Genomic DNA, 11,721 nt, shown 5'->3' on the forward strand with positions numbered 1-11,721 from the left:
TAACTATTGCATTCCAGAACAATTTGATGCATCATTCTTTTTGTAAAAAACATTCCAAACTTTCTCTCCACTTTTTCTGGGTAAGGTCACTTTTCCACTGATCATATTTAATAGCCATAACTTTACTCCTACTTTAACAATATTTTAATTATCATATATTATGGCAAGAAAGTCAACCATACCTAATTTTGCTTAGTAAGCACACTAACTATGAAACAATCTATATTACCATCAAAAACAGAATTTATATTGCCCACTTCATGTCCGGTTCTTAAATCCTTCACCATTTGATATGGATGCATAACGTACGATCTGATCTGATTACCCCAGCCTATATCGCATTTTTTACCATACTCTTCAGCCATTTTCTTTTCTTTTTTTTCCAGTTCAATTTGGTATAAACGTCCTTTAAGTAATTTTAACGCCTCATCTTTATTTCTATGTTGAGAACGACCATTTTGGCATTGAACTACAACACCAGTTGGAATATGCGTAATGCGTACTGCACTTTCAGTTTTGTTCACATGCTGACCGCCTGCTCCAGAAGCTCGGTAGGTGTCGATCTTTAGATCCTTTTCATCCACAGCAATATCAATTGAATCTTCGATCACTGGAGTTACTCCTACACTTGCAAAACTGGTATGACGTTTACCATTTGCATCAAATGGCGATATTCTAACCAGCCTGTGAATTCCACTTTCACTTTTTGCCCACCCATAAGCTTTTTCTCCAACGATTTTTATCATTGCAGACTTTATACCAACTGACTCTCCTTCTAATTTTTCTACAACTTCAACTTTAAAGTTGTGATAAATTGCTGCCCACCTTATATACATGCGCATCAGCATTTCAGCCCAATCATTGCTCTCGGTTCCGCCAGCTCCTGAGTGGATTTCTAAAAAGCAGTTATTATTATCTGCTTCACCAGTAAATAAGGACTCTGTTTCTTTATACTTGATTAATTTCTCTAGCTTAGCTAATTCATTTTCAACTTCAGAGAAAAATTCTTCATCATTTTCATCAACAGCAGACTTCATTAAGCTGACGGCATCGTTGTAATCGCTTTCCAGCTTTAAAAACGACTCTACGTCATTCTTAATTTTAGAACGTTCTTTTAAAACTTCTTGTGCTTTTTGGTTATCTTGCCATAGGTCATCATTCGACGCTTGGGAGTCAAGCTCTTCAAGGCGCAACTTTAATTTTTCTATGTCAAAGACACCTCCTGATAAGAGAAATACTTTTATTTAAGCTTTGAAAGTGTTCAAGAATTTCTGGATAAGTTTTCATTATACTTTAGATTTTAATATATTTACTATCAATAACAATAACAGTAAACAAAATAGAAATTTAACCATATGATAGTTAATTTAAATAATTTCATTATACTTTAATGTTTAAGGAAATCAAGCGCGTATATTTATTAAAAAACAAGGTAAAGTAATGAATATTGAAATAAGTTCCCATTATGGTTTAGACAAAAAGGCTATTGATGACTTAATAGAGTCACTTGATAACGAGGAGCTAGAGAATGTTCGTAATATTGTAAAAACGATAGACAGTGTTCAGTTAGCTTATTTTTTATCTACTTCGATCAGTGATCACAGGGAGAAATTAGTTAATATCCTAGATCAACATTTGTTAAGTGATGCCCTAGTGCATGTAGTGCCAGATTTACAAATAGAGATCATAGAAACATTGGGAATAGAAAATACAGCAAAGTTACTCATGCTCCTTGATGTAGAAGATATAGTAACCATGGTGAAAGATTTAGATAGAAAGTCTGTAGAAAATATACTTTACTATTTGCCCAGCAAAACTCAGAAATCGGTAGAGGAGTTGCTATCATATCCAGAAGAAAGTGCAGGAAGGTTAATACATAAAGATATGGTTATAGCTCCATATTATTGGACAATAAATCAACTGACAGAATTTGTGTGCAACTATAAAAAAATACCAGAAAAATTTCACCAGATATTCATTATCAACTCAAAATTAGAGCCTATAGGCAGTGTTAATTTAAATAAGGTAATATCTCACTCAGGAGACACAATAATAAAAGAGATAATGGATCATGACATAAAAATCATTAAAACTGGAATAGACCAAGAGGAAGTAGCAAGAATATTTAAAGATTACTCTCTATTATCGGCTCCGGTAGTAAATAAGAATGGTAAAATTATTGGTGTGATCTTAATTGAAGATGTAATAAAAGTTGTTCAACAAGAAACAGAAGAGGATGTACTCAAAATAAGCGGTGTATCTTCTAAAGCCGATATAAATGCCCCTATACATAAAACTATAATTAAAAGGCTACCTTGGTTACTGTTTAACCTCTTAGCTGCAACAATGTGTTCCATAGTAGTTGGCTTTTTCGATGATGTAATAAAAAGTTTTATAGTGCTGCCAATAATCATGCCGATAATTGCATCAATGAGCGGAAATGCAGGATCCCAAACAGTAACGCTAACCATCCGGGCAATCGCAACAAAATATCTAACTGAGCAAAATGCAAAAAGAATACTGATGAAAGAATTTTTAATAGGTCTTATAAACGGGGTGATCTTATCTACTATTTCATTAGTAGTGTTAGCAATAAGGTTTCACAACTTCAAAGTGGAGATGATTTTTGTGGTCTCCATGATTATGATGTCAATTATTGCAACGTTCATCGGAACTTTCATTCCTATAATGCTTCACCGTTTAAAGTCTGACCCTGCCGTTTCTTCTTCAATCCTAACATCGGCAACAACTGATATTCTCTCAGCTTTTATATTTCTTGGTTTAGCTACGATCTTTTTATTAAATAGCTAATACTATCTATAGCTATACCGCCGCGAACCGTCATGCCGCGATTCATTCGCGGTATCTCTTAGCATAGATCCCGCTAACAAGTAGCGGGATGACGAGAAATGGGCTACTTGGATGACATTCTTCCTGGTGTGCCCAAATCACAATGTTCGTACATCTGTGGATTTATTCGCGGTATAGATTCCGCTAACGAGTAGCGGAATGACGGTTTTTCAAATTGTCGTAAGTCAGTTTAGCTATAATATCAAATTTTACCAACTATTTCTTTCTATTAAATAAGAATAAATTGCCTATACAAAAATAGATTGGCAATATTTCAAGTCTGCCAAGCAGCATTAAAAACGATAGAAATAATTTTACTTCATTACTGAAAGAGGAATAATTACCCGAAGGACATATTAAATTACTAAATCCCGGGCCAGAGTTTGTAAGCGTTGCAGAGACTGAACTGATGCTAGTTATAAAGTCTGCATTGCTTAAGTAAGACATCACTATTGATGAAATGGTAAACGTTAACATGAAAATTGCAAAAAATATAAAGACAGAGTGAACTTCATCATTCTCCAGGGTTTTTCCATTGAATTTTACTCCATTGTCTGCATCAGGGTTTAATAAAAGGTAAAAGTAATTTCTTATAGACCTTAAAAGAACAATCAAGCGGAAGATTTTGACACCACCACTTGAAGAACCACTACATCCACCAACAAAGGTGAGAAAAAAAAGCTAGGACTGAAATGAAACTCCAATCTATATGATTACAGATTGCATAACCAGTTGACGTAATCAAGGAAGTGATGGTAAATGTGCTGCGTCTAAATGATAATGACACTCCTAAATCAACATTTTTATACAACCAAAAACAAGCAAATAAAGATGAAACAATAGCTATCTTAAAAAAGTAAGAGACCTGCTCATCATAGCAAATGTCTAACCGTCTTATGATTTTTAAATAGCTAAGAAAAGGCAGAGAACCCAAAATCATAAAAACGATCGTTATGGCTTCTAGTATGGGATTATTATAGTGCCCTATAGAATCATTATAGTTAGCAAATCCACCAGTTGATACAGCAGACATTCCGTGACATATTGCATCAAATAGTGGCATACCAGCTAGATAATAGGAAAATATACATAACAAAATTAAGCCATAATATATTGCCGTAACATGAATCACTACGCTTCGCGTATTCGGCAACTTCCTTTTGGTAGCATCTGAATACTCAGAATAAAGTAAATTATTTAGGCTGAGAACCTTAAACATAGGAAAAACTGCAATTCCTAAAGTGATTACACCAAAACCCCCCATGCCATGTAGCATTGCTCTCCATAGCAGTATTCCTGGAGATTGTTTTTCAATATCATTAAATATAGTTGCTCCTGTTGTTGTGATGCCAGATATCGTTTCAAACAATGCATCAACATAGCTCAGATTATCAAAATAGAAAGGAATAGCTGCAAACAGAGACAAGGCAATCCAGGTGCAACTAGTAATCGCAAAAATTGCTGGCATTCCATGCAATCTACTTAATTTACCGAGTAAAATAAAAATTGCGCCAGATGTGCAGGTAATTATGAATCCAGCGAGGAAATTTTTCCATTCGTAGCTGAGATACTTATTGGTAATAGCAGGAATAAGCATTGCTAAGCTAAACAGCAATAGGAATATTCCCACAATAAATACAATTGAACGCAAATTTTGTAAACGTTGATGATTTTTCATAGAATTACTTCCTCGCTATACAAAGCCATAAAAGCTACTCTAACGTCAAGCATTTTGTTGGCCTTTATTAACAGTATGCTTGATTTACTTGTAAATATGTGTGATAATTAAATTTTTATTAGAGGTAAGATATGGTTGAATTAACTAATGCACAAGAAGAAATTCTAGATTCATTAAGATAGGCAGTCTGGAATGGCAATTTTCAGGAAGTCCGGAACGTACTCGACAATAATGAACATAATGATATACAAGCAGTTTTGAGCCACGAGTGGACTTTTACTAGTGACAAAGGTACCATTTTAGATTTTGTTATGTGTTGTAGCATTACAATTAAAGCTCAAGTAGAGATCATTGAACAAATTTGGAAGGAAGCTGATCAAAAAACTCGTGATTTTTTGTGTAATACAGAATACGATCTAGCAGGAGGTGATAGTGTTAACACAATAAATATCCTTAGAGGCCTGCAAGAAAGGACCAACGATTCTAATAACGTACCTGTTCTTGGAAAAGTTATTCAAAAAATAGAAGATCACAAGTGGGTAATGGATCTTGATTCCAACTTACAAGAAGCAATAGAAAACCTTGATATTGATCAAGTTAAAGCAGCATTAGAGAATTGTGGTGAAGATGTAGAAAGGGTTTTAGAGCGAGAGGTATATTGGAGTAGTGGAAGAGTAGATGCCCTTTTAGTTTATCCTCTGAAAGTTGAATATAGTGAAGAATTGAACCAAGAAGATGTGGAAAAGATAAAAGAAAGCTTTAAATTAATGTTTGATGCTGCTTCTCCAGGGCTCCTTGGGTTCGAGCCCAATGGAAATAACTATGTAATGGATAAACTTACATGTGCACAAAAACGTTTTGCTAAAATATCTGGAGTAGGTGAGCAATGCTTTCAAGATTTGATTCAAGAATTTGAGGAAAAACTTAGTAAAAATGAACTAGATAATGCCAAGACTGATGATCAGATCATACGCGTCAAGTTAAGGAAATATCGTGAAATATAGCAACATTTGAGATGGGCATTTTATTTGTTACATTTATTTTTTTAGGGAGTTCTTATCTAGAAGAAGATAATTTTTTCAGAAGAATCTATAAATTAATAACTTTATTACTTAATATATAAGATAGTTTTTTCGTTTCCTTTCTTCCTTATACCACTTTTCCTTAACTTGACGCGTATGGATGATCAGATAGCATGGGATAAAGAGTATGCGACTCGATTTTCACAAGAAATCAATCAGGATCCGTCTGAGAATGATGATCTTAACTTTATAGATGACACTGATCTAGATCAAAACACCGTAAACTCTGCACCAACTGCAGACAACAAAACCCCAGAAAAAAACGATACAAACTTCTGGAGTGAACACAAAGGGAAGATCGCTCTGGGCGTTGTTGGACTATGCGTAGTTGGTGCTATTGCAGCCTATGTGCTGGCATATCCTGTAGTTGCATTAGTTTTAGAGGTTTTAGCAGTTTCAGCATTGGCTGTACTAGCTTATATTGGAGGAGTTTGTGAGAAATCAGAAAGCCCAAATACGAAAAGCTCGGACCCGGTTGTTTCTGTGGTGTTGCAACAACGCAGAACTGTCTAATTAGTAATCCATTGTCATCCCAGCGCGCCGCGCTGGGTCTGACTACGCTAGAACAAAGAATATAAAAGAAACGTTGCCGTCACGTTATATCATAAACCTTTGCTGAAGCTTTCTTTATATCTTCACTTGAAAGTGGAATTAGACCAAGCCTAGATAGGTACCCATCTTCAATGCTGATCGAATCTATAATTTCTTTTATGAATTCTCTTAATCCATCAACAGTATCCATGTGTTTTTTCTTTATATAAAGGTATAGAGGTCTTGCTAATATATATTTTCCCGATGATATATTTTCGTAAGTTGGCTCAATTCCTGCAATTGTGCTCCCTTGTATTTTATCTTGATTCCTCATTAAAAAGCTAAAACTAAATATCCCTAAAGCGTTCTTGTTACTTTTCAATTTTTGTATTATTATGTTTTCATTAATTCCAACTTCTATATACCTTCCGTCATCCCTTATATTACCACATGCTTGCTTTCTTTCTTCCTGATCTTTATAATTCTCTTTGAAAATTCTCGAGTTCATGCATGAATATTGATCAAGCATAATAGAATTAACCAAAGTTTCGTATGTGCCTGTATTTCGATGTGGACCATAAATTTCAATTTCTGTTTTTGGTAAGACTTGATTTACATCAGACCAAAACTTCTTATTATTTTTTACTAATTTATCATTTTCTTGAGAATATGCAGATAAAGTTTCAAATAAGTCCTTCTTTGTGAAATCAAATCTATGGCTTTGATTTGAATTTGCAATGACAACTCCATCATAGCCAATGATGATTTCTATCACTTCATTAATTTTATTCCTTTTACATAGTTCTCTTTCTACTTCCTTCATAGGGCGAGATGAAGTGGTGATGTCTGGAGTGTCTTCCCCTATTCCTGAGCAAAACATTTTGAATCCTGATCCACTTCCTATCGATTCAACAACTGGAGTCTTAAAGGAGAATACACGGTTGAACTCTTCGGCTATAAACGAGATAAAAGGAAAAACAGTTGAAGATCCAACAATTCTGATGTATTTCCTGGCATCAGCATTTGATAGCGGCGTGAATAATACGAATACAAAAATCAGGAGAAAGTTTCTAAGCATTATTTTTAGTTAAGAACATAAATCTAATTATTATAACAAAAATCAAACTGAAAAGCTTTAATTGCATGACAAAAGCTACAGTTTACATTTAAATTTTATTTTATATTATTGTAAGTATTACACAACTTTAAGGGGCAATTATGGCAGTTATGCCAGATAGATGGATAAGAGAAAAAGCTGAAAATTTTGGAATGATAGAGCCTTTTGTGAATCACAAAAGCAGCAAAGGTGTTATATCTTTCGGACTATCATCTTATGGTTACGATGCAAGAGTGGATAATAAATTTAAAATTTTTACTAACGTTAATTCAGCTATCGTGGACCCTAAAAATTTTTCTGAGAATAGTTTTATAGATAAGGAAGCAGATGTATGCATAATTCCACCAAATAGTTTCGCACTTGCAAGTACAGTGGAATATTTTCGTATACCAAGGAATTTACTGGTCATTTGTGTTGGTAAATCAACTTACGCAAGGTGTGGAATTATAGTAAACGTTACTCCCTTAGAACCTGGATGGGAAGGTCATGTCACACTCGAATTCTCAAACACCACTCCGCTTCCTGCGAAAATTTACGCTAATGAAGGCGCATGCCAATTCGTATTTTTAAGCGGCGAAAGTGAATGCGAGAAATCATATGATGATATGAAAGGAAAATATATGAATCAGCATGGTATCACTTTGCCGCTGGTGAAGTGATTGCCATGAGAGTGGTAATTTTTCACTTCCGTACTTTTTCATTGTTGCTTACAATGATTATAGCTACATCATGTGCTTTTCTTAATTAAAAACTTCAATTATTTATTGTAACTTATTGAATTTGCTGCTATTTAGTAGCAAATTGTCATCCAAGTGGCTGTAAAATGACAAATTCGTCATTCCGCTACTAGTTAGCGGAATCTATGCTAAGAGATACCGCGAATGAATCGCGGTATGACGGTTCGCGGCGGCATAACGATAAGCTCGTCATCCCGCTGCTTGTTAGCGGGATCTATCCGCTGCGGCATGACGTCGAGCCTACATTAGCTATAGAAACAAAAAGGAGGATCATTATGTCTACAATAATTTTATCATCAATTTTTGGTCAAGCAGGCAGCATTTTTGGGCCAATTGGCCAGATTATCGGCTCAGAACTCGGTGCTCTTCTTGGTGCGCAGCTTGATGGTGCGATGTTTGGCCTTGATGCCGAGCAAAAAGTAACGCATGGTGCGAGGCTAAAAAATCTGCAAGTTCAAACCTCAACCTATGGCAGAACAATTCCAATTATCTATGGCACTGCTCGTGTTGCAGGGAACATTATTTGGGCGCAGCCAATAAAAGAAGAGGCGATAACCACCAAAAGTAAAATTGGAAGAGGTATGAACGTTACATATAATTATAGCACTTCTCGCAATAGTCCGAATAGGATAAGATATGTGCTTATGGCTATGGTAGAGCAGTAGCATATTATGATCTGTTCGGATTATTGTAAAAAGAGCTATACTATGCAACGCTTGCAATTGCGATCTGCAAGGGGAAAGTAGAAAAATTAAACAGAATCTGGGCAGATACAACATCACTTAGCTTTGATGAAATAGATTATACTTTTTACAGCGGCAGAGAAGACCAAAATCCTGATCCATTTATGTCATCAATTGAAGGAGAGGGGAATGTGCCGGCTTATAGGGGAATATCTTACATAGTCATCAAGAATTTTCCTTTAGCAGACTATAATAATCATGTTCCGGTATTTACGTTTGAAGTGCAAACTGCATTAAAGCACGTTGGGTTTTCAATAGCGGAAAATATTCGGAATATCAATATCATACCAGGTTCAGGTGAGTTTGTATATGATACAAAAATACAGAAGAAAATCGCGCAAGAGAAAATAAGCAGCAACCAATATATCCCATATGGGCTGGCGCAAAGGGTAAATCACAACAACCACACTAAAAAGAGCGATGCAATGCTTTCTTTGGATCAATTAAAGGGAGATTTACCAAATGTTGAGTGGGTATCGGTAGTAGTCAATTGGTTTGTGAATGATCTGAACATTAAAGATTGTAAAATATATCCTGCAGTTGAATTTCAAGATGATTCCGCAATATTACCTGATGATTGGCAAGTAGGGGGTGTAACCAGAGATAATGCTCAGCTAATTTCAAAAGATGCGAGTGGAAACCCAAGGTATGGTGGCACAGTTAGTGATGCAGCGTTGATAAGATACATAGAAGAGTTACGCAGCAGAGGCTACAAGGTGATGCTCTATCCAATGCCCTTGCTTGACACAAAGAACAAAGAGTGGCGAGGAAAATTGAGCGGGACTCCTGGGGATATAAGTGATTTTCTTGAGAATCAATATAACAAATTTATAGAGCATTATGCAAGCATTGCCAAAGAAACTAAAGTGGAAGGGTTTATCATCGGTTCTGAACTTGTGCGGCTTACCAAAATTAGAGATGAACAAGGTAATTACCCTGCAGTTATAGAGCTAGTTAAGCTTGCAAAGCGAATAAAACTTCAGCTTGGAAAAGAAGTAACGGTAACTTACGCTGCGGATTGGAGCGAATACCATTCATATGATGGTTGGTATAATATGGATGAGCTTTGGTCTTCAGAGTACATCGACGTTATTGGCATAGATGCTTATTTTCTACTGACTGATGTTCCAGAGCCTCCTTTTGGCTATTCTGCGGAAGATGTAATGGGTGGTTGGAGCAGTGGAGTGGGGTATGATTATTTCTATGATTACTCAAAAAGTGAGCCTGAAAAAGTAAAGTATAACGACAGCAGGTATGCGTGGAAAAATATAGAGAAATGGTGGAGTGAAACTCACATAAATCCAGGTGGTAGCAAAACAAAATGGCAACCAAAAATGAAAAAAATATGGTTTACTGAATATGGATTTCCCAGTATGAACGGCTGCACTAATGAACCAAATGTGTTTGTTGACAAAGGCAGCATAGAGAGCAAATATCCACGATATTCAAACGGAGAGGTGAGCTTTCTTTCGCAAAAAATTGCAATTGAAGGAACGTTAAAAAAGTGGCAAAGCTCGGAAATGGTAGAAAAAATGTTTCTCTGGGCGTGGGATGCAAGGCCATTTCCTTACTTTCCTAATTTATGTGATATGTGGACTGACTGCCATAATTGGCAGACAGGACATTGGATTCAGGGAAAGCTTTCACAGCTTAATATTTCCGATGTTTTATCGGATCTATTACAAAAAGCAGGTTTAAAAAGCGATCAGTTCGATACAAGCAACGTCAAAGGGTTATTGTCTTGGTATGTGATAAACGACCAGCAACGCGTACGTTCTATTATTAAAATGCTGCAAAGTTGCTATTTTTTTGATGTGGTTGAACAGGACTCTAAACTGAAATTTGTTCAAAAGGGCAGGGGAGTTACAACTGTAATGCCAATTGGTGAAACGGTTTTCAGTAACAATTCAAAGCAAATGCAACTTGTTAATATTAGTCAACTGGATTTAAACAATAAAGTTAACGTCGTTTATTTTAATCGCAATTTTGGCTATCCAATTGATGTTAAATATGCTGAGTTGCCAAAGCAAGGCACTGCTATAACAGTTGAAATACCGCTCATTATGGAGGAGGGAGAGGCGCAAAATATAGCTGAGGTTTTACTTTATTCTTCGTGGCAAGAGAGAAATATATACAATTTCAAGCTGCCGATAAGATATGCGTGGCTTGCGCCAAGTGATGTAATGACGATTTTAGACGTTGAGAAAAAGCATACGGTGAGAATTATAAAAACAAAATTTGAAAGCATGCCCATTCAAGTAAGTGGTGTTGGTTATGACAGCTCCATATATAAGCTTTCTTTTCCTTCAACAAGGTCTCTTATGCTGAAGGAATACCCTCCTTCTCATATCAGCAAAACCATCACAGAAATGATAGATTTACCGCATGTTAAAGGTAATATTGCAAGCTTTACTTTAATTGGTGAGGAAAGGAATTGGAAGGGAGCAACGCTCTTTATAGCCTTTCTTATAATAGTCCGAATGCGATAAGATATGTGTTTATGGCTATAGCAGGCCAGTAGCATATTACGGTCTGTTCGGATTATTGTAAAAAGAGCTATATTTCGTACAACGATAAGGATTATAAGCCTATCGCAAGCACAAATAAGCAGTCTACTTACGGATATGTAATGGAATCTACCGACGAGGGGCTTATAGTAGTGTTACGTTTTGGAAACATAACTTCAATTGCGAACTCAAATTTAGCACTGGTTGGAAAAGAGGTAATAAAATTCCAGAATGCTGAACTTATAGATAAAAATAAATATAAGCTTAGCAACCTAATCAGAGGGCAAGAAGATACTAAAGAATATGATCATGCCACAGGTGAAAAATTTATTCTACTTGATGATTCAATAATATCTTTCGAAGTGCAAATGGGGAAAAAGTTTTACCTAAAAGCAGTGACTTACGGTGACCATACGCGTCAAGTTAAGAGATTGTGAGCAAATTTAGAGAGGTTAAAGTGGATACTCTAGCCCTTC

11 protein-coding genes are annotated in these 11,721 nt (G+C 35.7%); 6 read left to right on the plus strand and 5 right to left on the minus strand.

Annotated features, from left to right (window positions below; all coding sequences use genetic code 11):
• Positions 1-182 precede the first annotated feature (182 nt).
• Positions 183-1,287 (minus strand): peptide chain release factor 2 gene (prfB, locus tag OZD68_RS06020; RefSeq protein WP_182309379.1). Its coding sequence is split into 2 segments (ribosomal slippage): positions 183-1,211 and positions 1,213-1,287, totalling 1,104 coding nucleotides; the frame shifts between segments, so codons are not numbered across the junction.
• Between the two features lie 153 nt (positions 1,288-1,440).
• Here prfB and mgtE point away from each other — a divergent pair.
• Entirely contained in the window at positions 1,441-2,811 is a 1,371-nt protein-coding gene (gene mgtE / locus OZD68_RS06025) for a magnesium transporter (RefSeq protein ID WP_182309378.1), read from the plus strand.
• Between the two features lie 255 nt (positions 2,812-3,066).
• Here the strand turns inward: mgtE and OZD68_RS06030 are convergent, their stop codons facing one another.
• The gene (locus tag OZD68_RS06030) at positions 3,067-3,465 is read right to left on the minus strand and encodes a potassium transporter TrkG (protein WP_259365989.1); all 399 of its coding nucleotides are present in this window, start codon (positions 3,463-3,465) and stop codon (positions 3,067-3,069) included.
• 34 nt (positions 3,466-3,499) lie between these two features.
• Complete coding sequence (locus OZD68_RS06035) at positions 3,500-4,528, minus strand: TrkH family potassium uptake protein (RefSeq protein ID WP_259365988.1); 1,029 nt, start codon at positions 4,526-4,528, stop codon at positions 3,500-3,502.
• Between the two features lie 311 nt (positions 4,529-4,839).
• On the opposite strand from OZD68_RS06035, the gene OZD68_RS06040 reads away from it, so the two are divergent.
• On the plus strand, positions 4,840-5,532 hold the full coding sequence (locus tag OZD68_RS06040) for a hypothetical protein (RefSeq protein WP_182309377.1): 693 nt from the start codon (positions 4,840-4,842) through the stop codon (positions 5,530-5,532).
• 174 nt (positions 5,533-5,706) lie between these two features.
• Positions 5,707-6,123, plus strand: a complete 417-nt coding sequence (locus OZD68_RS06045) for a hypothetical protein (RefSeq protein WP_259365987.1) — start codon at positions 5,707-5,709, stop codon at positions 6,121-6,123.
• Between the two features lie 79 nt (positions 6,124-6,202).
• Here OZD68_RS06045 and OZD68_RS06050 read toward each other — a convergent pair whose 3' ends face one another.
• Positions 6,203-7,219, minus strand: coding sequence for a substrate-binding domain-containing protein (locus OZD68_RS06050; RefSeq protein ID WP_182309376.1), 1,017 nt, complete (start codon positions 7,217-7,219; stop codon positions 6,203-6,205).
• Positions 7,220-7,359: 140 nt separating this feature from the next.
• On the opposite strand from OZD68_RS06050, the gene dcd reads away from it, so the two are divergent.
• Positions 7,360-7,917 (plus strand): dCTP deaminase, encoded by a 558-nt coding sequence (dcd, locus tag OZD68_RS06055; RefSeq protein ID WP_182309375.1) that lies wholly within the window; start codon positions 7,360-7,362, stop codon positions 7,915-7,917.
• A 539-nt stretch (positions 7,918-8,456) separates the two neighbouring features.
• On the opposite strand, the gene OZD68_RS06060 is transcribed toward dcd, so the two are convergent.
• Positions 8,457-8,663: a hypothetical protein gene (locus tag OZD68_RS06060; protein WP_182309374.1), complete on the minus strand. Its 207-nt coding sequence runs from the start codon at positions 8,661-8,663 to the stop codon at positions 8,457-8,459.
• 206 nt (positions 8,664-8,869) lie between these two features.
• Between OZD68_RS06060 and OZD68_RS06065 the strand changes: the two genes are divergently transcribed.
• On the plus strand, positions 8,870-11,227 hold the full coding sequence (locus OZD68_RS06065) for a glycoside hydrolase/phage tail family protein (protein WP_275009249.1): 2,358 nt from the start codon (positions 8,870-8,872) through the stop codon (positions 11,225-11,227).
• Between the two features lie 140 nt (positions 11,228-11,367).
• The gene (locus OZD68_RS06070) at positions 11,368-11,682 is read left to right on the plus strand and encodes a GTA baseplate fiber-binding domain-containing protein (RefSeq protein ID WP_259365985.1); all 315 of its coding nucleotides are present in this window, start codon (positions 11,368-11,370) and stop codon (positions 11,680-11,682) included.
• The last annotated feature ends 39 nt before the right edge of the window (positions 11,683-11,721 follow it).

Source organism: Wolbachia endosymbiont of Drosophila bicornuta, assembly GCF_028982105.1.
GTDB classification, from domain to species: Bacteria; Pseudomonadota; Alphaproteobacteria; order Rickettsiales; family Anaplasmataceae; genus Wolbachia; species Wolbachia pipientis.

Bases quoted from the DNA above. Each gene is read 5' to 3' on its own strand.
- mgtE (WP_182309378.1), top strand. From the start codon at position 1,441: ATGAATATTGAAATAAGTTCCCATTATGGTTTAGACAAAAAGGCTATT.
- OZD68_RS06035 (WP_259365988.1), bottom strand. From the start codon at position 4,528: ATGAAAAATCATCAACGTTTACAAAATTTGCGTTCAATTGTATTTATT.
- OZD68_RS06040 (WP_182309377.1), top strand. From the start codon at position 4,840: ATGTGTTGTAGCATTACAATTAAAGCTCAAGTAGAGATCATTGAACAA.
- OZD68_RS06045 (WP_259365987.1), top strand. From the start codon at position 5,707: ATGGATGATCAGATAGCATGGGATAAAGAGTATGCGACTCGATTTTCA.
- OZD68_RS06050 (WP_182309376.1), bottom strand. From the start codon at position 7,219: ATGCTTAGAAACTTTCTCCTGATTTTTGTATTCGTATTATTCACGCCG.
- dcd (WP_182309375.1), top strand. From the start codon at position 7,360: ATGGCAGTTATGCCAGATAGATGGATAAGAGAAAAAGCTGAAAATTTT.
- OZD68_RS06060 (WP_182309374.1), bottom strand. From the start codon at position 8,663: ATGCTACTGCTCTACCATAGCCATAAGCACATATCTTATCCTATTCGG.
- OZD68_RS06070 (WP_259365985.1), top strand. From the start codon at position 11,368: ATGGAATCTACCGACGAGGGGCTTATAGTAGTGTTACGTTTTGGAAAC.